General features: G+C 67.1%; 15 protein-coding genes and 1 tRNA gene. 11 read left to right on the forward strand and 5 right to left on the reverse strand.

Features of this window, described 5'->3' with window-relative positions:
* Nucleotides 1-113: 113 nt before the first annotated feature.
* Together D7Y61_RS09735 and ubiA are read right to left on the reverse strand one after the other, a co-directional pair.
* A complete protein-coding gene (locus D7Y61_RS09735) occupies nucleotides 114-1538 on the reverse strand; it encodes a short-chain fatty acid transporter (RefSeq protein ID WP_180866057.1) in 1425 nt (474 codons plus the stop codon).
* Between the two features lie 176 nt (nucleotides 1539-1714).
* A complete protein-coding gene (ubiA, locus tag D7Y61_RS09740) occupies nucleotides 1715-2608 on the reverse strand; it encodes a 4-hydroxybenzoate octaprenyltransferase (protein WP_180866058.1) in 894 nt (297 codons plus the stop codon).
* Nucleotides 2609-2758: 150 nt separating this feature from the next.
* Here ubiA and D7Y61_RS09745 point away from each other — a divergent pair.
* From D7Y61_RS09745 to D7Y61_RS09755, 3 genes are all read left to right on the forward strand, one after another.
* A tRNA-Arg gene (locus D7Y61_RS09745) sits at nucleotides 2759-2835 on the forward strand.
* A gap of 72 nt (nucleotides 2836-2907) precedes the next feature.
* Complete coding sequence (locus tag D7Y61_RS09750; RefSeq protein WP_180866059.1) at nucleotides 2908-4035, forward strand: helix-turn-helix domain-containing protein; 1128 nt, start codon at nucleotides 2908-2910, stop codon at nucleotides 4033-4035.
* A gap of 82 nt (nucleotides 4036-4117) precedes the next feature.
* Entirely contained in the window at nucleotides 4118-5995 is a 1878-nt protein-coding gene (locus D7Y61_RS09755) for an aspartyl protease family protein (RefSeq protein ID WP_180866060.1), read from the forward strand.
* Between the two features lie 80 nt (nucleotides 5996-6075).
* Here D7Y61_RS09755 and D7Y61_RS09760 read toward each other — a convergent pair whose 3' ends face one another.
* The 3 genes from D7Y61_RS09760 to D7Y61_RS09770 form a co-directional block, all read right to left on the reverse strand.
* Nucleotides 6076-7431 carry a Gfo/Idh/MocA family protein gene (locus tag D7Y61_RS09760; RefSeq protein WP_180866061.1) on the reverse strand — a complete coding sequence of 452 codons (1356 nt, stop codon included), beginning with the start codon at nucleotides 7429-7431 and terminating at the stop codon, nucleotides 6076-6078.
* Nucleotides 7432-7496: 65 nt separating this feature from the next.
* Nucleotides 7497-10472 (reverse strand): TonB-dependent receptor, encoded by a 2976-nt coding sequence (locus tag D7Y61_RS09765; protein ID WP_180866062.1) that lies wholly within the window; start codon nucleotides 10470-10472, stop codon nucleotides 7497-7499.
* A 122-nt stretch (nucleotides 10473-10594) separates the two neighbouring features.
* Nucleotides 10595-13954, reverse strand: coding sequence for a TIM-barrel domain-containing protein (locus D7Y61_RS09770; RefSeq protein WP_180866063.1), 3360 nt, complete (start codon nucleotides 13952-13954; stop codon nucleotides 10595-10597).
* A 322-nt stretch (nucleotides 13955-14276) separates the two neighbouring features.
* Here D7Y61_RS09770 and D7Y61_RS09775 point away from each other — a divergent pair, with 322 nt between their 5' ends.
* The 8 genes from D7Y61_RS09775 (at nucleotide 14277) to D7Y61_RS09810 (ending at nucleotide 24926) form a co-directional block, all read left to right on the forward strand.
* The gene (locus tag D7Y61_RS09775) at nucleotides 14277-15431 is read left to right on the forward strand and encodes an SIS domain-containing protein (protein WP_180866064.1); all 1155 of its coding nucleotides are present in this window, start codon (nucleotides 14277-14279) and stop codon (nucleotides 15429-15431) included.
* Nucleotides 15424-16362, forward strand: coding sequence for an ROK family protein (locus D7Y61_RS09780; RefSeq protein WP_180866065.1), 939 nt, complete (start codon nucleotides 15424-15426; stop codon nucleotides 16360-16362). The genes D7Y61_RS09775 and D7Y61_RS09780 overlap by 8 nt, the downstream gene beginning before the upstream one ends.
* Before the next feature lie 17 nt (nucleotides 16363-16379).
* Entirely contained in the window at nucleotides 16380-17714 is a 1335-nt protein-coding gene (locus D7Y61_RS09785) for a D-tagatose-bisphosphate aldolase, class II, non-catalytic subunit (RefSeq protein WP_180866066.1), read from the forward strand.
* Nucleotides 17715-17747: 33 nt separating this feature from the next.
* Nucleotides 17748-18524: a DeoR family transcriptional regulator gene (locus tag D7Y61_RS09790; protein ID WP_180866067.1), complete on the forward strand. Its 777-nt coding sequence runs from the start codon at nucleotides 17748-17750 to the stop codon at nucleotides 18522-18524.
* Nucleotides 18521-19648 carry an N-acetylglucosamine-6-phosphate deacetylase gene (locus D7Y61_RS09795; RefSeq protein WP_180866068.1) on the forward strand — a complete coding sequence of 376 codons (1128 nt, stop codon included), beginning with the start codon at nucleotides 18521-18523 and terminating at the stop codon, nucleotides 19646-19648. Before D7Y61_RS09790 ends, D7Y61_RS09795 begins: the two co-directional genes overlap by 4 nt.
* 169 nt (nucleotides 19649-19817) lie before the next feature.
* Nucleotides 19818-21629 (forward strand): MFS transporter, encoded by a 1812-nt coding sequence (locus D7Y61_RS09800; protein ID WP_180866069.1) that lies wholly within the window; start codon nucleotides 19818-19820, stop codon nucleotides 21627-21629.
* Nucleotides 21630-21788: 159 nt separating this feature from the next.
* Nucleotides 21789-24530, forward strand: coding sequence for a type VI secretion system Vgr family protein (locus D7Y61_RS09805; protein ID WP_258010326.1), 2742 nt, complete (start codon nucleotides 21789-21791; stop codon nucleotides 24528-24530).
* 36 nt (nucleotides 24531-24566) lie between these two features.
* Nucleotides 24567-24926, forward strand: coding sequence for a hypothetical protein (locus D7Y61_RS09810; protein ID WP_180866070.1), 360 nt, complete (start codon nucleotides 24567-24569; stop codon nucleotides 24924-24926).
* The last annotated feature ends 23 nt before the right edge of the window (nucleotides 24927-24949 follow it).

Consider the following 24949-nt stretch of genomic DNA (forward strand, 5'->3'; position numbering starts at 1 on the left):
TCGGCATGTGCTCATGCCATGGTCAGCGTGACGCGCATTCATGGCGTTCGCTGCTGGAAACATGCGCTGAACGTGGCTGGCGCCCTGATCCTGCGCGGGCGCGAGCCCAGCACTCAGGGCATCACCGGCGGCACATAGGCCAGCGTCATGCCCAGCAGCCACAGCAGGCCCAGGACCAGCGGGATATGCACCAGCAGCTGGATGAAGGTGAAGCCGACGATGTCACGAGCCTTCAGGCCCAGCACGCCCAACAGCGGCAGCATCCAGAACGGGTTGATCAGGTTCGGCAGCGCTTCGGCCGCGTTGTAGACCTGCACCGCCCAGCCCAGGTGTGCCTTCAGTTCGTTGGCGGCCTGCATCACGTACGGTGCCTCGATGATCCACTTGCCACCACCGGAGGGCACGAAGAAGCCCAGCACAGCCGAGTAGACGCCCATCACCAGCGCGAAGCTATCGGTGCTGGCCACGTGCACGAACAGGCTCGACAGGCGGTGCGCCAGCGTCTGCCCATCGCCGCCGGCAGCGTGGGTGAGGATCATGGCGATACCGCCGTACAGCGGGAACTGGATCAGCACGCCGGTGGTGCTGGGCACCGCCTTGGCGACCGCGTTGAGGAAGCTGCGTGGGCGCCAGTGCAGCAGCAGGCCCAGCGAAATGAACATGAAGTTGTAGGTATTGAGGTTGGCGATGGCGGTGACCACCGGCTTGTTGGCGAACTCGTTGAACAGCCAACCGAACGCCAGCAGCGAGAGCAGCACGGTCAGCAGCGGGCTGTATTCCAGCCACTCGCCCGGGCGCGTGCGACGCTGCAACGGTTCCGGCTCGGCCTGCGCGGCGCCCGGGAACTCCTCGGCGGTACGCGCACTGCCGGCGGCCGGTGCGGTCAGCCAGGCGATCAGCAGCGAGACCAGGATCAGCACCGCGGTCAGTGCGATCGACTGCCACAGGAAGATGGTTTCGGTGAACGGCAGCACGCCAGTGATTTCAACCAGCCCTGGTGGCATGCTGGCCGGGTTGGCCTGCAGCTGTGCGGCCGACGAGCTCAGGCCCATCGCCCACACCGCACCCAGACCGAGATACGCCGAGGCACCAGCCGCGCGGTAGTCCATGCGCAGTTCGGTGCGGCGCGCCAGCGCGCGCACCAGCAGGCCGCCGAATACCAGCGAGAAGCCCCAGCTGAGCAGCGAGGCGAGCATGCTGACCAGGCCCACGTACACCACCGCACCACGGCCGGTGCGCGGCACACGGGCCAGGAAGTCGATGAAGCGGGCAACCACCGGCGCGGTCGCCACCGCGTAGCCGCCGATGACCACGAAGGCCATCTGCATGGTGAAGGGAATCAGGCTCCAGAAGCCGTCACCGAAGGCGCTGGCGGTGGCCTGCGGGGTTGAGCCGAAGCCCATCGCGGCCAGCGCGACGATGACCACGCCCAGCACCGCGAACACATACGCGTCGGGGAACCACTTTTCCGCCCAGGCAGCCGAGCGCAGCGCTGCGCGCGCCATCCAGCCATCCTGTACTGCTGCCGTCGAGGCCATCGCCTACCCTCCCAGGTTCGATGGCCCGATTCTGGGCGGTGGTGCGCGGGCTGTCTGCCACCTATTGGTCGTAGGTGGCGGAAGGCCCGGCGCTATGCGCCGCCGCCCGAGCATAGGCTCGGGCGCTACAGAAGCGCTGTCAGCTGTAGAGCCGAGCCCACGCTCGGCTGCGTGTCTCAACGCAACGCCAGGTCCACGGCGATGCCGGCAAACAGCGCGGCACCCACCCAGTTGTTGTGCAGGAACGCCTTGAAGCATGGACCGCGCTCGCGGTTGCGGCAGATCCAGAACTCGTACACCACCAGCACCGTGGCCACGGTCACACCGGCCAGGTAGTACCCGCCCAGACCGCCGCGCACGCCCACCAGCGCCATGGTGGCCAGGAACAGCGCGTACAGCACGCCCTGGATGACCAGATCGAGATCACCGAACAGGATCGCGGTGGAGTGCGAGCCCATCTTCAGGTCGTCCTCGCGATCGACCATGGCATACCAGGTGTCGTAGGCGGTGGACCACAGAATGTTGCCGGCATACAGCAGCCAGCCCAGCATCGGCACCTCGCCCTGCACGGCGGCGAAGGCCATCGGGATGCCCCAGCCGAACGACATGCCCAGGTACACCTGCGGCAGATGGGTGTAACGCTTCAGGTACGGGTAGCTGGCGGCCAGGAACACACCGATGAAGCTCAGGCCGATAGTCAGGCCGTTCATCGTAAGCACCAGGCCGAACGCCACCAGCATCAGGACGGCGAACAGGGCGAGTGCTGCGCGGCCGCTGATCGCACCGGTGGCCAACGGGCGCGCCTTGGTGCGCTCCACGTGCGGGTCGAGCCAGCGGTCGGCGTAGTCGTTGATGACGCAACCGGCCGAGCGGGTCAGCCACACGCCGGCGGTGAACACGAACAGCGTCCATAGCGGCGGCATGCCGCCCGCGGCCAGCCACAACGCCCACCACGTGGGCCACAGCAGCAGCAACGTGCCGATCGGGCGATCAGCGCGCATCAGACTCCAGAAATGCCGCCAACGCGGCGTCGCCGGCGATTGCGGCGAAGAGAGGGGGGTATCAGCCATGGCGATAGGATACTCCTGCCCTTCCGGCCGGGCTTTGCCCGGCGGGGGGAGATTTGTTCGGCGAACTTGGATAGAATGCCCGTCCCGCACCGCCTCATGGCGCTGCGATGCCCGCCCCGGCACTGGTCGGTGGTGCGGCGGTTCTACAACGCGCCCGTAGCTCAGCCGGATAGAGTAGTGGCTTCCGAAGCCATTGGTCGGGGGTTCGAATCCCTCCGGGCGCGCCATCTTTCCCCTCGTTGCCTTCCTCGTCGCGACCCGCGCTGGACGATGTTGCGCGCTTCATCAACACTGCGCGCATGATGCCACCAGATCTGCTGAAGTTGGCGGCGGGCGCTGCGATTCTGGGCCTGGCCGCCTTGTCCACCGGAGTGAGCTTCGGCCGTGCTCGGCGTGGCAGTCACCTGCTCACCGCATTCTTCGCCTGTTTCGCCGCGGCCAACCTGTTCGGGCTGGTACTGCTAGGTGGTCAAGCCTGGTTGTCGACCGACGCTGTGCGCTGGCTGCGGGTCATCGAAGTGCCACTGGTCTATCTGCTGGGCCCATTGCTGTACGGCCATGCGCGTGCGTTGCTGGCGCCCGGACCGGAACATGCGTCGTCTTTGCCGGTCAAGCATCTGCTGCCTGCCTTTTTCGCGCTCGCCATCTCTCTATTGAATGCGCTTGCGCCTTTCGAGGCCTCGCCGCAGGGCAATGTGGTGTTCCAGCTCAGTTTCCATGGCTGGTTGCTGCAGGGTGCGCCCTACCTGCTGGCCACGCTGTGGCTGTCGCTGCGCACACCTTCGGCCCCGCGCGGAACCGCCATCCAGCGCAGTGGACTACGCGGGCTGGCGATCGTGATGGCGGGGTGCTGGCTTGCCAGTACGGTGAACCGGTGGCCGCCAGGCGCCGCCCCGCTACTGGCCAGCATCGGGCTCAGTCTGCTGACCACGGCAGGTATGTACCTGCTTGCGTGCCGGGTCCTACGCCGGCAACTGCGCACACCCGTGAGCGCTGCCGAAGGTGGCATGGTGAACATGCCTGCGTCTGCCGAGAGCACCGCCGACGCACGCTACGAGCGCTCGGGCATCGATGCTGCGCAGTGCGCGGCCATCGCCAGCGCGCTGACCGCGTTGATGCAGGGCGAGCGCCTGCACGAAGCCTCCAGACTGGATCTTCAACACCTTAGCCAGCGCAGCGGCTGGTCCCCGAACCAGGTGTCGCAGGCACTCAACCAGGGTCTGGGCCAGAGCTTCTCCGAGTTCGTGAACGGCTTCCGCGTCGCCGCTGCGATGGCGTGCCTGTCCGATCCCTCCGACCCACGAAGCGTGCTGGACATTGGCCTTGCGGCCGGCTTCGGCAGCAAGTCCACCTTCAACAGTGCATTCAAGCGCGCGACTGGGCAGACACCCAGCGAGTATCGACGCCGCTCCACCGCGTCCGACTGAACGTCCAATCCTTCACGCCCGGTCGAATACTCGCCGTCGCTGCGTTGCCATTGCCCTCATACCCAACGAAGGAGGTGAGGCGATGCGTTTTCGATGGATGCTGCACGGCCTGCTGTGGATGCTGGTGGTTCCGGCACACGCCGACGCGATGGATGCTGCCGATGTGCTTGCAAGGGCCCGTGCAGCCAGCGGTGGCGACCGTTGGCAGGCGATACAGCGCCTGCAGGCCGAGGGCGAGCAGTCGGTGGGCGGTCTGCACGGGCGCTGGCAGCTCAATCAGGACCTGCGCGCCGGGCACTATGTTGAACAGGCGCAGCTGGGAGACTTCATTGTCGCGCAGGGTTTTGACGGGCATCTGTCCTGGCGGCGCGACTACGGCGGCGAGGTCGGCCTGCTGGACGGCACAGTGCCGCGCCGGACCGCGCGCACGCAGTCGTGGCTGGCGACCCGTGCCTATTGGTCCAACGCCTATCCGGCCACGCACTTTGCCGCACCCCGCACCGAGGCTCTGGATGGCCAGCGCTACACCGTCCTTGCCACGAAGCCGGAGGGTGCCGACCCGATCGAGCTCTGGTTTGATACAGGCAGCGGCCTGCTCGGCCGCGTGGTCATTGCATCCGCTCGCACACCCACCGCCATCGCACTGGAGGACTATAGGGCGGTCGATGGCCTGCTGCTGCCCCACCGCATCATCACCGACACGCTCGATTCCCAGGGCCGTGCCGACTCGCGACTGCGCAGTGACGTGCACGTGCAGCGCTACCAGGTGGATGGCCCGGTGCCGGACACGCTGTATGCACCACCGGCGATGGCCGATGACAATTACATCGATGATGCCAGCGGCACCACGCGGGTTCCATTCGATCTGATCAACAACCATGTCTACGTCGAGGCCGAGGTGGACGGCCAGCCGGCACGGTTTCTGGTGGACACCGGCGCCATCAACCTGCTGACACCTGCCGCAGCCAAGCGCCTGGGGCTGACCGCCACGGGCCGCCTGAGCGTGCATGGTGCCGGCGACAATGCCAGCGACCTGGGCCTGGCGCAGGCCCGCCACCTCCGCATCGGCGGCGCACACCTGACCCGCCCGGTATTCCACATCATCGACCTCGGCCAGCAGATCAACTCGATGGGCGTGCCACACGATGGCTTCATCGGCTACGAGACCTTCCTGCGCTTTGTCACCACCTTCGACTACGGCGCACGCGTGCTCAGTTTCACCCGACCCGGCAACTACCAACCGCCCTCCAACGCTGTGGTGCTGCCGTTCGAACAGGACGACCGCGCCCCGGTGCTGAATGGCGAACTGGACGGCATCCCGCTGCGGTTGTGGCTGGACACCGGCTCACGCAACTCGCTGAGCCTGAGCAGCCCGTTCGTGCGCACCCATCGTTTGTTGGAGAAGTACCACGCCAGCGAGGAGGCCGTACTTGGATGGGGCCTCGGTGGCCCAGGCCGCGCGCGACCGGCCCGGCTTGGCGTGCTGCGCATGGGCGACATCAAGGTCACCGGGCTGGTCGGTGACCTGTCCAGCACCGACAAGGGTGCGCTGGCCCTGGCCGACTATGGCGCGATTCTCGGTGGCGGCGTGCTGCGGCGCTTCTCCATGGGCATCGACTACGACGCCAAGCGCCTTTATCTGGTGCCCAACGCTGAAAGCACGGAGGCCGATGCCTTCGACCGCAGCGGGTTGTGGCTGCAGGCCGAGGACGGCGCACTGCGTGTGGCCGATGTGGCGCCGTCCAGTGCTGGTGCACGCGCCGGCCTGCGCAGGGATGATCGCATCGTCATGATTTCAGGCGAGCCGATTGCCATGCGAACACTGGCGGACTGGCGTGCGCTGCTGCGTGAGCGCCCGGTGCGAACGCGCGTGGGCATCCGCTATCTGCGCGATGACCGGCAGATGGATACCGAGCTGGTGCTGGCAGATCGCGTTAAGGAGCGTTGGCCTGCCGATTGAGCGGGGAAACAGCAACGCCGGGCAGTGCCCGGCGTTGTGTTCAAACCAGTCGAGCATGGCTCGACTCTACAAAAAGCAGATCAATACTTGCCGTCGAACGCGAAGATCGGCTTGCGCTGCTTCCACGTGCCGGCGGTGAAGTCCGGGAACTCCAGCGTCTGGAAGCTGTTGGCGATCGACTGCTCGCTCAATGGGGTGATCGCGCTCCAGGTCACCGCATCGTAGATGTCGATCGGCATCGGCGCCTTGGCCTTCAGCGCTTCCACAAACGCGTGGATGACGAACCAGTCCATGCCACCGTGGCCGGCACTGGCGGCGGTGTCGGCGTTCTGCTTCCACAGCGGATGCTCGTACGCGTCCTGGTACTTCTTGAACTCTTCCCACTGGTGCGGCGGGCTGCGGCCTTCGATGTGGATCGAATGGTTCACATCCATCCACAGGCCCTTGGTGCCCTGCACGCGGAAACCCATCGAATACGGACGCGGCAGCGAGGTGTCATGCTGCAGCAGGATGGTCTCGCCGTTCTCGCAGGCCAGCGTGGTGGTCACGATGTCACCCAGCTTGAACTTCACCTTGGTGCTGGGGTGGGTGGTGCCGCCACTCTTGGCCACGGTGTATTCGTGCAGGCCACGCGCCTTGGTCGCGAAGGCGTTGATGTGGGTGAAGCGATTGCCACGGTTGATGCCGGTATACATCGCGCACGGGCCGATGCCGTGGCTGGGGTACAGCTCGCCATTGCGCTCCACCGAATGCTCGGTGCGCCAGCGGGCTTCGCTCCAGCCCTTGGGGCCGAATTCCACGCCACTGTCATAGGGCTGGTTCGGGTCGCCGGAATTGAACTTCACCCCACGCAGGTCGTGCTGGTAGCCGGCCTGCAGGTGCACCAGTTCGCCGAACAGGCCCTGGCGCACCATCTGCAGCGCGGCCATCACGTCGCGGCGGTAACAGACGTTCTCCAGCAGCATGTACGGGGTGCCCGTGCTCAGCTGGGTCTTCAACACGTCCCAGTGGTCCTGCAGGGTGATGCCGGCCACCACTTCGCAGCCCACGGCCACGCCAGCCTGCATTGCGGCAATCGCCATCGGCGCGTGGTACTCCCACGGCGTGGCGATGATCACGCCATCGATGCCCTTCTGTTCCAGCAGGCGCTTCCAGGCGTTGGTATCGCGGTCCTGGCCGTAGGTCTTCGGCGCCGGCTTGCCGGCCTTGGCCACCATGTCCATGGCACGGCCGAGCATGATCGGTTCGATGTCGCACAGCGCGACCACCTCGACGTCGTCGCGGCGCACCAGCTCCTTCAGCAGCACCAGGCCGCGCATGCCGGTACCGATCATGGCCAGGCGCACCTTGCGCCCGCGTGCCCATGCCGGGGTCTGCGGCAGCAGGCTGCTGGCGGCGACAGCGGCACTGGCCGCGATGAATTCCCTACGCTTCATGGCAAACATCTCTCCTCTTGGCAGCGAGCCGGCCGTAGCCGGCCCGCCAGGTCACGCAAACGGAATTACTTGAACCGGTAACCGACAGTCACACTGTAACCACGACCGAAGATGGTCGCGTAGTCACTGGAGTCACCCAGGAAGCTGTTCGGGTCGTAGAACGGCAGGCGATTGAACAGGTTCTTGACCGTGAAGCTCAGGTTCCACGCATCATCCGGGCGCCAGGTGACGCTCATGTTGGCGGTCCACCACGACGGTGCACCATCACACTTGCTCTTCTGCAGGGCCAGGTAGCCGCCGGTGCAGGTTTCCTTGTTGTTGCTCACCTCATCGACCTGGTCGGTGGCCCACTTGGTGCCGCCCACGTAGTTGACGAACATGCTGGTGGTCACCTGCTTGTAGGTCCAGTCGGCATTGAGCGTGGCACGCAGGCGCGGGTTGTTGTAGTAGCCCACCACGTCGCCGTAGTACCAGCCGTTCTCCGCGTCCATGTAGAAGCGGTTGCGGTTGGCGATGGTGGCGGCCAGACCGATGTTCAGGTTGCCCCAGTCACCCAGTGAGAAGCGGCTGCGCGCGTCGATGTCGAAGCCGTCGATCAGGGTCTTGCCACGGTTCTTGTACTGGCCCACCACACTGGCGACGTTGCCTGCCGAGTAGCCCGGCAGGTTCGCCGGGCAGCTCACGCCGCTGGCCGGGTCCGAACACATCGAGGCCAGTTGCGCCAGGTTGGCGCGGTCGCTGTCGGTGATCGGCGAGCGCGACATCGAGATGATGTCTTCCATGCGGCGGTAGTCCGGCGCGACGATTTCATTGTCGCGGTAGATGAACCAATAGTCGGCCGACACCGACAGCCAGGTCGCCGGCTCGTAGACGAAGCCGAGGGTGGCGATCTTTGCCTTCTCCGGCTTCAGGTCCTTGTTCGGCTGGGTCATGCGGGCCACGGTGCGGCTGCAATCCACGTTCAGCAGGTTCTTGCCCAGGTCGACGTCACCCGGGCGCTGCGAGCGCAGCAGCAGGTTGGCGATGGCGTTGGTCTCGTTGCAGCGCAGCTCATCGCGGAAGCCGCCCAGCTGCGCGAACACGCCACCATTACCGGACTCGGCCAGGCTGGGCGCACGGAAGCCGGTGGAGTAGGTACCGCGCAGCATCAGCTGGTCGAAGGCCTGGTACTTGAAGCCGATCTTCGGTGCCACGTTGGCGCTGAAGTTCGGGTACTTGTCCACGCGCACCGCCGCATCCAGTTCCAGCTTGTCGGTGATTGGCGCCACGGTCTCGGCAAACAGCGCGTAGGTGTTGCGCTTGCCGTCGAACCAGGACCCACCCTGCTGGGTGATCAGGCCGTTGGCGGCATCGGCGTTGCCCGGGGTGTAGAAGGTTTCGCGGCTGGCGTTGAAACCGAACGCCGCACGCATCTCGCCAGCCGGCAGCTGGAACAGCGGACCTTCGATCTTGCCGTCCAGGGTGTGCAGGCGGGTCCACGACTGGATGTCGAAGGTCGGGAATGCTTCACGGATCAGGGCGGCGTTGGCTTCGCTGATCTCGCCGAACTTGTAGGCTGGGTGGTCGGAGATGATCACGCGGCCGGTGCCCGGGTCGATCGTGTACGGGCCGAAGGCCTTCTCGAAGCCCTTGGTATTGACGTTGATCGTCTGGTAGGTGGTGGAGTGGGTACCGGCGCTGGCGAACGCGGTTTCCCAGTTCCAGTCACCGCGGTTGCCACGCGCGCCAGCCAGCACGCGGTAGCTCTTGTCGGTGTTGCGCTGGCCGAAGTAGCTCGGGCCGGCGTCCTGCAGCAGGTAGTTCAGGCCGACCACGCCGCCCATCATCGCCTTCATCTGCGGGCTGGCGTGGTTGTACTCGTTGTTCGGGCCCAGGAACGGATACAGGAACTGGTTGACGTTGTTGCCGGTGTTGCGCGAGAACCAGCTGGTCGGGTTGCCGGTGGTGGTGCCGTAGGTGCGCGGCGTACCGCCGTTGGCGCGCAGGTCGATGTCGGTGTAGGTCGCCTCGGCGAAGATCTCGGTGCTGTCGCCCACCAGGAAGGTGCCGTTGAGGTAGGCGGTGTTGCGCTCTGACTTGGCGCCAGCGTCGATCTCGTTGTTCATCCAGGTTTCCCAGACGCAACGCGGACCGGCCGCTTCACTGGTCAGCACGTTCCTGCAGCCCGGTGCGGCTTCCTGCACGCGGCGGCCAGTGACCGGATCGAAGGCGAAGTAGCTGCCCGGGTTGAACTCGCCCGGCTTGCTGCCCACGCCCAGGCGCAGGTTGTTGAGGTAGTTCGGGTTGTTGACGTAGTACTGGTCGGGCCGCTTGTCGTAGAAGTCGCTCAGCGGAATCGCGTCGCGGCGGTACATGTTCACCGCGCCGTAGATGTTGAAGCGGTTCTCGGCCAGGTCACCGAAGCCGGCGGTGATGCTGGCCTGGCGCTCGCCGTAGGAGTCGATGCGCGAGGAGGTGTCGTTGGTGAAGCTGACCTCGGCACCCTGGAAGTTGCGCTTGGTGATCACGTTGATCACGCCGGCCACCGCGTCGGTGCCGTACACCGCCGAGGCGCCGTCGGTCAGCACTTCCATGCGTTCGATGGCTGCGGCCGGGATCGCATCGATGTTGACGAACTGGGTCTGGAAGCCTGCCGGTGCACCGTAGTACGACAGGCGACGGCCGTTCAGCAGCACCAGCGTGCCCTGCGCGCCGAGGCCACGCAGGTTGGCCTGCGAGGCACCGTCGGAGCCGGTGAACAGCGAGCGCGCATCCTGCTGCGCCGGGCGTGCGGCCGGCAGGTTGTCGAGCACCTGCAGCAGCGTGCGGGCGCCCATGTTCTGGATGTCCTGCTTGCTGATCACCTGCACCGGCGAAGCGGTTTCTACGTCGGTGCGGCGGATGTTGGAGCCGGTGACCTCGATGCGGGCCAGGTCGGTGGCCTTGTCCTTGCTCTCCTGGGCGAAGGCAGGAAGGGCGACCGACAGCAGCACGCCGGCGATGGCCAGCGACAGCGGAGCGATCGAACGACAGGGGGGGCGGTGGTGGCGTGCGGGCAACATCGGGGTTCTCTCCTGGCAGGGGTGCGGCGCGAATGGTGAATCGGCGGGCAAAACGCTCCCGGGCCACGGCCATGAGGGCCGCAGTCGGAATGGGCGGGGGGAGGAGCGGTGTTACGAGGGGGTCATGGGGCGACGATGCTGGCGGAGTCGCCCTCCTGGCCGATCAGTACGGCGTTGGCCCAGTTGGCACAGACCTGGGTGGGTTGGCTGCCCTGCGCACCCAGCGTGCGCAGGCTCAGGGTGGAAAGGCCACGGATGTCCAGCTCCGGCTTGACCACGCCGGGTGCCTTCACCAGGCCGCTGTCGTACAGCAGGCGGTTGTCACCCCAGACCTGAAACTGCAGGCCACCGGCGCTGCGGCAGGCGTCGTCGATGCCCAGGTCGGCACGCAGCAGGTGCCAGCCCCCCTGCAGGCGCAGGTCGATGCGGCTGTTGGCACCCACGCCCAGGCCACGGCGGAACTGCAGGCCGTTCATGCGCATGCCGGTATCGCCACGGAACGACTGGTCGGCGCGCACCTGGCTGGCCAGCGCGGCCGGCACCGGCAGCTCGGAGAGATAGCGCTGCCGGGCCGGTCGCTCCGGTTCCTGGTGTTCGAGGATGTGGAAGGTGGACAGCGCGATCGGGCCGACGTCGCGCGGCTGCAGCGCATCGAAGGCACGCGCGCTGCCCTGTGCGGCGGTAACCATCGGGTCGGTGCTGCTGGCGCCGTCGCCTTCGGGGTTCTGCACGCTCAGCACGCGGAAGCGCAGCAGGCGGCCGGCGTGGGCCGGGAACTCGATGCGCTGCACGCCTTCCTTCAGCTGCAGGTGGCCGCGGGCGATCGGCTCGCCCCACTCGCCGTTGCTGTCGCCCAGGTAGACCTCGTAGTCGCGTACCTGGCCGTGCTTCCAGTTCTTGTCGTTGCGCGGCGCGATGTCGATGCCATCGATCATCTTCCGCTCACCGAACCCGATCACCCACTCATGCGCACCGGTGCGCACCGCCTGGTTGCGCACGCTGCGGAACCAGGTACCCGGGTCATCATCGAAGGCGTTTTCCAGCGCGTGGCCGGGCTCTTCGGCCGGGCGGTTGACCACCAGCAGGCTGTCGGCGGGCAGTTCGCGGCCGAGCACCGGTGCCGCCGGATAGGCATCGCCGGCAGCGGCGGCGGCCACCGCGAAGTCCAGCTGCAGCTGCAGCGGCTGGCGGATGTCCTGGGTGGCGGTACGCACGTGCAGCGTGCCACGGCGCTCCTTGGCATCGAAGTACCAGCCTTCGCTGGCGTTGTTGAACGCCGCCGCATCGGCCAGCGCCGGCAACGCGCGGCCACCGGCCTGCACCGCACGCGGTGCCTGGCGACTGAGCACGCGCAGGCCATAACGACGCTGCGCCAGCTGGCCGTTGTACTGTCCCTGCACGGGGTCGATCTGCACCTGCACCGGGCCACTGCCCTGCGTCGGCGCCTGCACGCGGATTACCTGCGTGCTCGACTCGCCCCGCTGGTAGCGACGCGTGTTGCCATCGTCTTCGTACAGCGTGTACTGCGACTCGCCCTGCGGATACAGGTCGAACGTCACTTCATCCAGCGGCTTCTCGCCGTCGAACAGCATCGACGGGTACATCGGCAGGATCGCACCGGCGCGCACGAACAGCGGCAGCGTGGCCAGGTCCACCTGGCGGTCGAGCTGGCGGCCATCGGCAGCGGCCTGCACACGGCGGCCATCCCAGTAGTCGATCCAGCCGCCGGCCGGCAGGTGGATGTCGCGGCGCCAGCCACGGCTGGCCGCCTGGCTGCGGTACACCGGCGCCACCAGCAGGTCGCGGCCGAGCAGGAACTGGTACTTGTAGGTTTCATCCTGCGCATGCGGATCGCGCGGGTTGTCCCACATCAGGCCACGCACCGGCGGCGCGCCGGTCTGCGCGGCCTCGTGCACCAGCCCGTACATGTACGGGGTCAGGCGCATCTTCAGTTTCAGGTAATCGCGGTTGATGCTGCGATAGGGCTCGTCGTACCACCACGGGTGCTTGCGCGCGTTCGACGACCAGCCGCTCATGCCCATCAGCACCGGGGTGAAGGCTTTCCACTGCAGGTCGCGGGTGAAGGTTTCGGCGCTGCCGCCAAAGATCGCATCCACATCGCCACTGGCGTAGGCCATGCCGGACAGGCCCGAACCGACCAGGGTCGGCACGTGCCAGCGGATGTAATCCCAGCTGCTGCTCTGGTCGCCGGTCCAGGCCACCGCATAGCGCTGGATGCCGGCCCAGCCCATCACCGTCCACAGGAACGGGCGCGAGTCGGAATTGTCGAGGATGCCGTTGAACGCCTGGCGGTTGGCGTCCATCGCGAACTGGTAGCCCTTGCCGGTCCAGGCCACGTCCAGCTTCTGCACGCGGCTGCCGGCCTTGCCGACTTCCCAGGCGATCTTGTCGACGCCGTTCTCGGTCCACAGGCCGGTGCGGAAACCATACTTGGCCAGGCCCTGCACGGTTTCCGGCAGCTTCTTGTAACCGCAGCCGTAGCCATCGTTGGGCAGGATCCAGCCACCGGGCATGTCGTTGGCGCGGTACTGCTTGGCCACCGAGTCGATCACATCCGGCGTGGTGCCGGTCGGGCCGTCACTCCAACCTTCGGGCACGGTGCCGGGCTTCTTGCTGTTGTCGCCATCGTTGTAGCAATCAGCATCGCCGTAAGACAGCGCCCAGCGCGCGACCATGTTCGGGCGGCCGGTCAGCTGGGTGTAGCGCTCGATCAGTTTCGGCAGGTCGGCGCCGACGAAGTAGTACGCATCGAAGCGGTCTTCGCGGTGCAGCAGCGTGGCCTGGTCGGCCTCGCGCAGATCGTAGCTGCCATCGCTCCACGTATTGCGCAGCATGCCCCAGCCGCGACTGCTCAGCAGCATCGGTGCAGGGCTGGGGCGGTCGCCCTCTTCCCAGCCGCCGGAGTAGGACACTTCCAGCTCGCGGCCCTTGAACTGGTAACGGCCGTTCTGCTGGCCGCCACCGAAGTAGCCCTCATCGGCCTGCGAGGACAGCACCTGCACGCTCTGTGTGGCATCCAGGTCCAGCGGTTGCAGTTCCTGCCACAGCGCGGTGGGCTGGCCGTTGTCCAGCCGTTCCAGGCGCATGCGCAGCGGCTGCCGCTGTACATGCAGCACCAGTGACTCGGTGCGCACGCGGATTTCCTGCGCGTCTTCTTCAAGCTGCGCCTGCACGTTCGCCTTGGGCTGCGGCAGCACGATCGGCGCGGCCTTGTCGCCGGCGCCGGTCAGCGTGCCGTTGCGGCCGGCCTGCACGCGGATGATGTCGGTGGCCGGCAGTTCGATGCGGATGCGCGCGCCCTTGTCGGTCTGCAGATCCCAGCCCTGCACGCCGTCGCGGCTGGCGCTGGCGCTGACCGAACGCAGGTTGCCGACCGGCTCGGCCCGGGCCGGCATGGACGCCAGCATCAATGCCGGCAACAGGCCCAGCATCAGCGGCGAGCGACGAACGCAGATTTCCACGCGGACTCCCAACCCGTTCACCGGGCGTTTCGAAAGCGATTGGGCCGACTCTAGGGCAGCGATTCGAAAGATGTCAACAAATTGAAAGGAAAAAGGAAGATATATTCCATTGAAGCGAAAGTTGTTGCGCCGCAATACTTTGTGTAAGCGCTTGCAGGCGCCTGTTAAGCATTGTGCGATACGGCATTCGGCCGGTTCTTTCGTTTTCCCACGCATTCCCGGGCGGGAAAAGTCACCACGCCATTTTCTTTCCTTTTACTTTCGCTATTTGACATTTCGAAAGAAAACACAGATGGTGCGCTGGCCCAACTGGAACCTCCGAATGGACGTCACCCTGCTTTCCGATGTGTCCGCCTGGCAGCGCCTTGGCGGAGCCGATACCGCTACCGAAATCGCCCAGCAGCCTGCGCTGTGGGAAGCCCTTGCACAGGACCTGTCGCGTGCCCGCGACCGCCTGCAGGCCTTCCTCGGCGACAGCCTCAACGATCCCAGCCAGCGCGTGCTGTTCACCGGCGCCGGCAGCTCCGGCTTCATCGCCGAAATGGTGGCCGACGCGATCAACGCGCAGTGGCCAGCCGATGTGCGCGTGGTGCACACCACCAGCCTGCTGACCCACCCGGCGCTGTACCTGCAGCGCGACCGCCCGACCCTGCTGGTCTCGTTCGGCCGCAGCGGTTCCAGCCCGGAAAGCGTGGCGGCGGTTGACCGCGTGCGCAGCGACGTGAATGACGCGCGCTTCCTCGACATCACCTGCAACGCCGATGGCGAACTGGCCCGCCGTGGGGCCGGCCGTGCCGATACCTGCACCCTGCTGATGCCGTCGGCCAGCTGCGACCGCGCCTTCGCCATGACCAGCAGCCTGACCTGCATGCTGCTGGCCGCGCTGACCGTGTTCGATCGTTCGCCGTGGGATGCGCGCGTGGCGCGCCTGAAGCAGATCGCCGCGCTGGCCCGCGAAGGCCAGGCGCAGTGGGACGCACCGGTGGCGGCGCTGGCGCAGCGCCCGTTCAACCGCATCATCTACCTCGGCAGCGGCCCGCTGGAAGCGCTGGCACGCGAGTGCGCGCTGAAGGTGCTGGAACTGACCGCCGGCCGCGTGCTGGCGCTGGCCAACACACCGCTGGGCTTCCGTCATGGGCCGAAGTCGACGCTGGATGGCAACACCCTGGTGGTGGTGCTGCGCAGCGTGCAGCCGCTGGCGCGCCGCTACGAACAGGACCTGCTGGAAGAACTGCGCCGCGACGGCGTGGCCGGCCAGGTGCTGGCGATCGGCCCGCATTCGGACATCGGCGCGGACGACGACTACACCCTCACCGTACCGGCACTGGATGATCCGTGGCTGGCGCCGGTGTGGCTGGGCTTTTCGCAGCTGTTCGCGCTGCAGCGCTCGGCCGCACTCGGCCTGACCCCGGACAATCCGTTCCCGGATGGCACCGTCAACCGCGTGGTCAAGGGCGTCACCATCCACCATGGCTGAGCTGATCGCCCACGCCTGCTACGGCATCGACATCGGCGGCACCAAGATCGAGCTGGTGGCGTGCGATGCGGCGATGCAGGTCACCTGGCGCCGCCGCGTGGCCACCCCACAGGGTGACTACGACGGCTTCCTGCAGGCGGTGGTGACGCTGGTGGCCGAGGCGGACGCTGCCCTCGGCCGCAGCGATGCGGCCATCGGCATCGCCCTGCCCGGCGTGCGTGACCGCCGCAGCGGCCGCCAGCTCAGCGCGAACGTGCCTGCACTGACCGGCCAATGCGTGGCGCAGGATCTGCAGGCACGCCTGCAGCGCCCGCTGCACTTCGGCAACGATCTGCAGTGCTTTGCTCTGTCGGAAGCGCACGGCGGCGCGGCTGACGGCTATCCCAGCATGTTCGGCGCCATCCTCGGCACCGGCGCCGGCGGCGGCTTCTGCCTGCACGGCCGCCTGCTGTCCGGTTTCAACGGGCTGGCCGGCGAATGGGGCCACTGGAGCGTGCCCGGTCATCTGCTGCAGCGCCACGGCCTGCCGCTGATCGACTGCGCCTGTGGCCTGCAGGGCTGCGTGGAGCGCTATGTGTCCGGCAGTGGCGTAGCCATGATCGAACGCCACCTCGGTGGCAGCGCCACCGACGCCAGCGCGGTGATCGCACTGGCCGAGGCCGGCGATGCGCGTGCGCGCAAGGCGCTGGACATCCACCGCGATCTGCTTGGCCACAGCCTGGCCGCGCTGGTGCTGGCGCTGGACCCGCACGTGATCGTGCTCGGCGGCGGCCTCTCGCAGTACGCGCCGCTGTACCAGCAGCTGCCGGCGGCCATCGCCGCTCATCTGTTCAACGGCGTACAGGTACCGCCGATCGTGCCTCCGCGTTTCGGCGATGCCGGCGGCGCACGTGGTGCCGCCCTGCTCGCCTGCCAACCCTCGTTTTCCTGATTGACCGGAGCCTGACCATGTCCCCGTTGCAGACCCTGCTTGCCTCCCACCGCGCCGGTGCCAACGTCGGCCTGTACAGCGTCTGCTGCAGCAACGAGCAGGTGCTGCGCGCGGCCATGCACGTGGCGCTGGCGCATGGCACCGTGCTGCTGATCGAGGCGACCTCCAACCAGGTCGACCAGTTCGGCGGCTACACTGGCATGACCCCGCCGCAGTACCGCGATTACGTCGGCACGCTGGCCGATGAGGAAGGCTTCCCGCGCGAGCGGCTGATCCTGGGCGGTGACCACCTCGGCCCGAATGCCTGGCAGAAGCGCCCGGCCGCCGAAGCGACGACCCACGCGCGCGTGCTGATCGAAGCCTACGTCGCCGCCGGTTTCCACAAGATCCATCTGGACTGCAGCATGTCCTGCGCCGATGACCCGGTGCCGCTGCCCGATGCCATCGTCGCCGCGCGTTCGGCCGAGCTGGCTGAAATCGCCGAGCGCACTGCCGGCGAACATGGCTTGCCACCGCCGGTCTACGTGATCGGTACCGAAGTGCCGATTCCCGGTGGCGAAGCCTCGCTGGCCGAGGGCCTGCAGGTGACCACGCCGGCCGCCGCCGCGCAGACCCTGGCCATCCACCAGCAGGCGTTCGACACGCCGCAGCTGCGCGATGCGTGGCAGCGCGTGATCGCGATGGTGGTGCAGCCGGGCGTGGACTTCGACCACAGCAGCGTGCACGAATACGACGCAGCCGCCGCCAGCACGCTGGCCGGTTTCCTCGAACAGCAGCCGCGCATCGTGTTCGAAGCGCACTCCACCGACTACCAGCGCGAAAGCGGCCTGCACGCGCTGGTGCGCGACCACTTCGCGATCCTCAAGGTCGGCCCGGCGGCCACCTTCGCCTACCGCGAGGCGCTGTTCGCGCTGGCTGCGATCGAAGCCGAACTGCTGCCGGCTGGACAGTGCTCGCGACTGCCGCAGGTGCTGGACGAGGTGATGGTGGCGCAGCCGAAGTACTGGCAGTCCTATTACCAGGGCGATGACGCCGCGCTGCGCCTGCTGCGCAGTTACTCCTTCAGCGACCGCTGCCGCTACTACTGGGGCGAGCCGGCGCTGGTAGAGGCGGTGCAGACCCTGTTCGCCAACCTGGAACAGCACGCGCCGCCGCTGGTACTGCTCAGCCAGTACCTGCCGGAGCAGTACCGCGCCGTGCGCGAAGGCACCTTGGCCAACACCCCCACCGCACTGGTGCAGCACCGTATCGGCCTGTGCCTGGGCGAGTACGCCCGCGCCTGCAGCGCCAACCGGGCTGGAACCCGCAAGCAGAACGCAGGTTCGGCTGCCGGCGTTCCTGCGAACGGCTAATCTCTACCTTTTCCCGCGAAACCGAGAATGGCCATGCGCAACACCCGCTCCCGCCGGCAACAGATCCTGCAGCTGCTGATCGAGCACGGCTCGGTGCAGGTGGCCGATCTGGTCGAGCGCTTCGGCGTGTCGGCGGTGACCATCCGCGCCGACCTGACTCACTTCGAGTCGCAGGGCCTGGCCACCCGTACCCACGGCGGCGCCACGCTGGTGCGCACGCCGCCGCAGGAACAGGACATTCACGAGAAGGACGCCCTGAACCTGCCGCTGAAGGAATCGATCGGCGCCTGTGCCTCGCGCCTGGTGCGGCCCGGCGACAACATCATCATCGACTCCGGCTCGACCACGATGACCCTGGCCCGCCACCTTCGCGCGCATCGCGACGTCACGGTGATGACCAACGGCCTGAACATCGCCTGGGAACTGGCCAATGCACCGGGCATCAACGTACTGCTGACCGGTGGCCTGCTGCGCCAGCAGTCGCTGTCGCTGCAGGGCAGCCAGGCCGAAGCCAGCCTCAATTCGTACAGCTTCGACACCCTGTTCCTGGGCGTGGATGGCCTGGACCTGCAGTTCGGCCTGACCACCCATGACGAAGCCGAAGCCCGCCTCAACCACCGCATGGTCGAGCGTGCGCGCCGCATCGTGGTGCTGACCGATGCCTCCAAGTTCGGCCGCGTCAGCCTGCACCGCATCGCCCTGCTGGACCAGATCCACACCATCATCACCGATGCCGGCATCGACGACGCAACCCGCGAGGGACTGCAGCGGTTGGGCATCGAGGTGATCATCGCCGAGTCCACCGCATGAGCGACACCCGTTCCCTGCATGGCCGCATCCTCACCCCGCTGGGTTGGCGGCGTGGCCACGTCCACTTCGATTCGCACGTGCGCCAGCTGCAGGTGGATGACCACAGTGGTGCCGACGACCTGCAGCTGCCGGTGATCCTGCCCGGCTTCATCGACCTGCATGTGCATGGCGCCGCCGGCGTGGACCTGATGCAGGGCGGCGACGTGGCACGCACCATCGCCCGTACCCATCTACGCTTCGGCACCACCACGCTGCTGGCGACCACCATGACCGCCGGCCTGGACGAAATCGAGCATGCGCTGCAGGGCGTAGCCGCGACCATGGCGGCGCCCGACGCCGAGGCCGCCTGCATTGCCGGCGTGCATCTGGAAGGGCCGTTCATCAGCCCCCAGCGCCTGGGCGCACAGCCCAACCGCACCATCGAGGCGACGCTGGCGCTGGTGCAGCAGCTGCATGCGCTGGCGCCGATCCGGGTGATGACGCTGGCGCCGGAGATCGGCGAGCACACCGCGCTGATCCCCGCGCTTTCCGCGATGGGTATCCGCGTGCAGCTAGGCCACAGCGCTGGCACTTACGAAGAAGGCGTGGCCGCACTGCAGGCCGGCGCTTCCGGTTTCACCCACCTGTTCAACGGCATGACCGGTGTCGACCATTACCGACCGGGCATCGCCGCGGCGGCACTGGCGCACGCACAGTACGCCGAGATCATTCCCGACTTGCAGCACATCCATCCCGGCGTGATCCGCCTGGCCGCACGTGCGATTCCGCGCCTGTACGCGGTGACCGACGCCACCGCCGCCACCGGCATGCCCGATGGCGAGTACGCGCTGGGCGAACAGCGCGTGCACAAGTGCGGCGGCTGCGTGCGCCTGGCGACGGGTTCACTGGCAGGAAGTGCGCTGACCATGGACCAGGCGCTGCGCAACCTTGTGCAGGTGGGCCTGGAGCTGGCCGATGCCTCGCAGCGTGTTTCCACCTTCCCGGCCGATTACCTGGGCCTGGGCGATCGCGGCCGCATCGCGCCCGACGCCCGCGCCGACCTGGTGGTGCTGGATGCCGGATTGCGCCTGCAGCGGGTGGTGATCGGCGGGCGCGTAGTCGATTTGAACGCTGCAAACGCTTGATATCTGCGTTTTTGTAGAGCCGAGCCATGCTCGGCTGCTTTTCGTACCGACATCGCTGACGTCCGTGCCGCGCTTCGCGCGGCAAGCCGAGCATGGCTCGGCTCTACATGAAGCGCGCAAGCGCAATGCCTCAGCCACGCACCATCCCCGTTATTCCAGGAATACGCCGATGACCGCAGCCGCCGCACCTGCCGTACCCGCTTCCACCGCCCCGCGCTGGCCCGTACGCTACCTGCTCTTCATCGGCGGCCTCGGTGGCCTGTTGTACGGCATCGACATCGGCATCATCGCCGGTGCCCTGCCCTACCTGGAGGCTACCGCCAGCCACGCCTGGCAGCTCAGCAGCCAGCAGCTCGGCTTCGTGGTGGCAGCGGTGCTGCTGGGCAGTGTGCTGTCCTCGCTGTTCGCCGGCATGGTTGCCGACCTGATCGGCCGCCGCGGTGCGATGCTGCTGGCCGGCCTGTTGTTCACCGCCTCGATTCCGATCATGGCACTGGCCTCCGGCTACACGCCTCTGCTGCTGGGCCGCCTGCTGCAGGGCGTCAGCGGCGGCCTGATCGGCGTGGTGATCCCGCTGTACCTGGCCGAAGTACTCAGCCCCGAGCGGCGCGGGCGTGGCGCGGCCATGTTCCAGCTGCTGCTGACCGTTGGGCTGGTGCTGGCCGCACTGATCGGCCTGTACCACGCACATGCGGTGGATGCCGCCGCCGAAGCGGTGCGATCGCTGCCGGTAGACCAGCAGGCGCAGGAACTGTTCACGGTAAAGGACCACGCCTGGCGCACCATCTTCTGGACCTGTCTGGCGCCGGGCCTGCTGTTCTGCGCTGGCATCTTCTGGCTGTCCGAATCGCCGCGCTGGCTGGTGCGCCGCGGTCGCATCGATGAAGCCCGCCGCAGCCTGCAGCGTGTGTTGCCGGCGGCGCAGGTGGAGCCGACGCTGGCGCAGATCCAGGCGCCGGAATCGAGCAGCAGCGATGGCAAGCGCGATCCGCTGCTCAGCCGCCGTTATGTAGTGCCGTTCGTGCTGGCCTGCGTGGTGCTGGCCTGTACCCAGGCCACCGGCATCAACTCGGTGCTGGCCTACGCGGTCAACATCCTCAATCAGGCCGGCCTGTCAGGTTCAGTGGCCAACGGCGCCGACGTGGCGATCAAGCTGCTCAACGCGGTGATGACCGTGGTCGCGCTGCTGCTGGTCGACCGCAAGGGCCGCAAGTTCCTGCTGATGCTCGGCAGCGGCGGCATCTGCGTGGCCCTGCTGGCTGCGGCCACGCTGTTCTTCCAGGCCGAGCGTGGCCGCGCCGATGTACGGCCACAAATGCAGGCGGCGGTCAGCGGCGATGGCCTGCAACTGATACTGGACAACGCCCAGTGGCAACGCCTGGGTGGCGGCGTCGACAGCCAAGGCCGGCCGATGCAGCTGACCGTGTCGTATGCCTATGGTGACTTCACCAATGTGCGCGCCCTGCGCAGCGACAACCTGATTGATCGCGAGCTGCGCATCGAGCGCGCCGGCACCGTGCAGCCCGACAGCGTGATTGGTGCGTTCTTTCGCAAACTCCATCTGAATCCGTTCGCCGACCCGGCCAGTGCCGCACGAGCACCGCTGCGCATCGAGCAGGCCCGCATCGGCCCGGTGCCTCCGCCGGCGCACGGCTGGGCGGTGGCCGCCTGCATCCTGGTGTTCGTCGCGTTCTTCGCGGTCGGCCCCGGCGTGTGCGTGTGGCTGGCACTGTCGGAACTGATGCCCAACCGCATCCGTTCCAACGGCATGAGCATCGCGCTGCTGATCAACCAGTTCGTGTCCACCACCATCGCCGCGATCTTCCTGCCCACGGTCGGCCATTACGGCTACGCCAGCATGTTCGTGTTCTGGGCAGCATGTACGTTCGTGTTCTTCCTGGTGGCCGCGTTCTGGCTGCCGGAGACCAAGGGCAGGTCGCTGGAGGAGATCGAAGCAAGGTTTGCAGGGAAGCGGAATTGATCGTGACGTCGTGATTGCACAACCCGTTTATCGGAACCATGTCACGAACGGCCTGATTTCGCTTAGCGGAACGTGATGCGCTCCACAGGATCTACTTAGCTCGCCGCGACCGGCAGATTCCTGCCCAACAGTGCTCCCATTACCCGAGGGAGATTCTGCATGGGCACGGATGCCGCTGTTGCCGCACTGTTGCGCGTGATCACGCTCGACGCCCTACAGCCACGCCTGCTGCGTCTGCAGGGATTGCACGAGGCGTGGGTGGTCGAGCGCTTCGAAGGCATTGAATCAGTCTGCGGCGACAACCGGCTGCAGATCGACTGCCTGGCCACCGATGCGTTCCTGGACCTGGAGCCGTGGCTGGAACAGCCGTTGACCCTGCAGCTGCGCCAGGCCGATGGCGCGCTGCGGCAGTGGCATGGGCTGTGCACCGAAGCGGCGCAGCTGGGCAGCGATGGCGGCCTGGCCCGCTACCGGCTGATCCTGGAGCCGTGGACCGCGCTGCTGCGCCTGCGCCGCAACGCGGTGATCTTCCAGGACCTGGACCCCCGCGCGATCTGCGAGCAGATCTTCGCCGACTACCCGCAGGCGCTGTTCCGCTTCGACGTGCAGGCCGCACTGCCGGCGCGTGCGATCACCACCCAGTACCGCGAGACCGACTGGGCCTTCATCACCCGCCTGCTGGCCGAGGCTGGCCTGGCCTGGCGCATCGAGCAGGCGCAGGGCGATGAGGCCGCGCACACGCTGGTGGTGTTCGAGCCGGGCGCCGAGCTGCCCGACGCCGGCCGCGTGCGCTTCCATCGCGCCGACATGGCCGAGGCCAATGACGGCATCACCGCTTTTGCCGAACGCCAGCAGCTGGTGCCCAACGCCAGCACCGTGGCCAGCTGGCACAGCGAGCAGGTCACGGCGGTGGCCGCGCAGTCCAGCGCCGACGCCGGCAGCCTGCCGGCGCTGGAAGTCTATGTGCAGCCGCGCGCCGGGCGCTTCGCCCAGACCGGCTGGGCCGACGCCGAAGCGCAGGCGCGGCTGGACGCACTGCGCGTTGGCCAGGTGCTGTACAGCGGCAACGGCAGCGAGCGCCAGCTGGCCACCGGCAGCACCTTCACCCTGGCCCAGCACCCGCAGCACGAAGGCCAGGCCTTCCAGCTGCTGGCGGTGCAGCACGTGGCGCTGAACAACCTGGACCAGGGCATCGCCGAACTGCTGGGCAGCCCCGCACTGGAGCGCGGCGCCTACCGCAACAGTTTCCTGGCCACCGGCGCCGGGGTGCCGTTGCGCGCCCTGCCGCAGGACCGGCCGACCCTGCATGGCCCGCAGACCGCGCGCGTGGTCGGCATCGCCAACACCGCAGTCACGCCCAACCGCGAGCATCAGGTGCGCATCCAGTTCGGCTGGCAGCGCGGCAGCCAACCCAACCCGGGCGGCCTGAGCGACACCGGCAGCGCCCAGCCCGGCCATGCGCCCGGCGACCACACCAGTGGCAGCTGGGTGGCGGTGGCCGAATGGGTGGCCGGCCCGAACTGGGGCACCGCGTTCCTGCCGCGCGTGGGCAGCGAGGTGCTGGTGGAGTTCCTGCACGGCGACATCGACCAGCCGCGCATCACCGGCCAGCTGTACAACGGCGAGGTGGCCCCGCCCTTCGGTGGCGGCATCGACGAGAACGCGCGCCACCCCGGCGTGCTCAGTGGCCTGCACACCCAGGCCCATGACGGCAGCGGCACCCAGCAATGGGTGATGGACGATACGCCGGGCCAGCTGCGTACCCGCCTGCACAGCTCGCTGGCCGACAGCCGGCTGGAGCTGGGCTACCTGATTGCCCACCAGGACACCGCCCGCGGCGCACTGCGTGGCGAGGGCTTCGAACTGGCCACCCAGGGCTGGGGCAACGTGCATGCCGGCGAAGGCCTGCTGCTGTCGGCCAGCCTGCAGGAACGCGCAGCCTCCACGGTGATGGACAACGCCAGCGTGGTGGCCCAGCTGAAGGGGGCCGAGCGCAGCCTGGAACAGATGCAGCAGACCCTGGCCCAGCAGCAGGTGCCGGGGCTGGCCGAGTTCGAGCGCACCAAGCAGCTGCGCGAGCAGATCGACCCGAAGGCGCAGGGGCGCTTCCAGGGTGAGGTAAACGGGCAGAGTGCGATGAAGCCCGGCAGTGATGGCCGCAGCCCCGGCGAGCAGCCGGTGGAACGGCTGGGCACGCCGCTGCTGCTGGCCGAAGCGCCGCACCACATCGCCTGGACCACCCCGGCCAGTGCGGTGGCCTATGCCGGGCAGAACCTGCAGATGACCGTGCAGCAGGACCTGCACGTCAGCGCCGGCGAGACCATCGCCACGGTATCGGGCGAGCATGTGTCTCTATTCGCGCAGAGCGGCCCGCTGCGGGTGATCGCCGCGCAGGGGCCGGTCAGCCTGCAGGCCCACGACGGCGAACTGGAACTGCTGAGCGAGCAGGCGCTGACCATCACCGCCACCGACGATCGCATCGACGTGCTGGCGCAGAGCAAGGTGGTGCTGCAGGCCGGCAACAGCGCGATCACGCTGGAGGGCGGCAACATCACCTTCAGCTGCCCGGGCGAGTTCAAGGTCAAGGCGGGCGAGCATCCGTTCATGGCTGGGGAATTCAAGCCAGCTGGCATCGTCCCTTTGCCGAAGCAACTGGCGCCACGGTTGAAGTATCGCGGGAAGCTCCGTGTGGTGGATGCACAGCAGCGGCCGCGCCCCAGTACGTACTACAAGATTGTCACCGCTGAAGGTGAAGTATTGGCTCAGGGCGTTACCGATGACAGTGGGCGCAGCATTACGGTGGGAACTGAATCCGGCGACGCACTTACGGCCTACATCGGCAATGGAGGCTGGACCATCGAGACATTGATCGATGGACAGGATGACGCATGCGACTGCTGAGTCTCGACATAGGCGAAGGTCAAGGAGAAGCCACCTGTGCGCGCACTTTCTAATGCCTGCTCAGCAGGATCGACACAGCTTCACTTCTCGACCAGTTTCGGCGAACCGCTGGAGGGAGTGACGTATCGACTGAGAGACGGAAGAGGGGATACCTACGTTGGCAGCACCACAACAGATGGCCGGGGAGTGATGCTGTCTTCCAACCTCGAAATCGGCTCGGCTAAGCAGGAAAGAACATGGCGACTGCCCGCCCCGGGCCATGTGCAGATCGATATACGCCGCGACGATGGCTCTTGGAAACACATTGGAAGCTTCTGCCATCACGCTCACCAGCACAGCAACATAGTGATCACGGCCAACGCAACCGCGTTCCCCTTCGAGGTGGAAATCGCATGACCTCAGCCGAGCGGAAGAAGAAC

The sequence above is a fragment of the Stenotrophomonas maltophilia genome, from assembly GCF_013464485.1.
Taxonomy (GTDB): domain Bacteria; phylum Pseudomonadota; class Gammaproteobacteria; order Xanthomonadales; family Xanthomonadaceae; genus Stenotrophomonas; species Stenotrophomonas maltophilia_AW.

What these genes read in the sequence shown, in the direction of transcription:
- D7Y61_RS09735 (WP_180866057.1), bottom strand. Translation starts at nt 1,538, where the DNA reads ATGGCCTCGACGGCAGCAGTACAGGATGGCTGGATGGCGCGCGCAGCG.
- ubiA (WP_180866058.1), bottom strand. Translation starts at nt 2,608, where the DNA reads ATGGCTGATACCCCCCTCTCTTCGCCGCAATCGCCGGCGACGCCGCGT.
- D7Y61_RS09750 (WP_180866059.1), top strand. Translation starts at nt 2,908, where the DNA reads ATGATGCCACCAGATCTGCTGAAGTTGGCGGCGGGCGCTGCGATTCTG.
- D7Y61_RS09755 (WP_180866060.1), top strand. Translation starts at nt 4,118, where the DNA reads ATGCGTTTTCGATGGATGCTGCACGGCCTGCTGTGGATGCTGGTGGTT.
- D7Y61_RS09760 (WP_180866061.1), bottom strand. Translation starts at nt 7,431, where the DNA reads ATGAAGCGTAGGGAATTCATCGCGGCCAGTGCCGCTGTCGCCGCCAGC.
- D7Y61_RS09765 (WP_180866062.1), bottom strand. Translation starts at nt 10,472, where the DNA reads ATGTTGCCCGCACGCCACCACCGCCCCCCCTGTCGTTCGATCGCTCCG.
- D7Y61_RS09775 (WP_180866064.1), top strand. Translation starts at nt 14,277, where the DNA reads ATGGACGTCACCCTGCTTTCCGATGTGTCCGCCTGGCAGCGCCTTGGC.
- D7Y61_RS09780 (WP_180866065.1), top strand. Translation starts at nt 15,424, where the DNA reads ATGGCTGAGCTGATCGCCCACGCCTGCTACGGCATCGACATCGGCGGC.
- D7Y61_RS09785 (WP_180866066.1), top strand. Translation starts at nt 16,380, where the DNA reads ATGTCCCCGTTGCAGACCCTGCTTGCCTCCCACCGCGCCGGTGCCAAC.
- D7Y61_RS09790 (WP_180866067.1), top strand. Translation starts at nt 17,748, where the DNA reads ATGCGCAACACCCGCTCCCGCCGGCAACAGATCCTGCAGCTGCTGATC.
- D7Y61_RS09795 (WP_180866068.1), top strand. Translation starts at nt 18,521, where the DNA reads ATGAGCGACACCCGTTCCCTGCATGGCCGCATCCTCACCCCGCTGGGT.
- D7Y61_RS09800 (WP_180866069.1), top strand. Translation starts at nt 19,818, where the DNA reads ATGACCGCAGCCGCCGCACCTGCCGTACCCGCTTCCACCGCCCCGCGC.
- D7Y61_RS09805 (WP_258010326.1), top strand. Translation starts at nt 21,789, where the DNA reads ATGGGCACGGATGCCGCTGTTGCCGCACTGTTGCGCGTGATCACGCTC.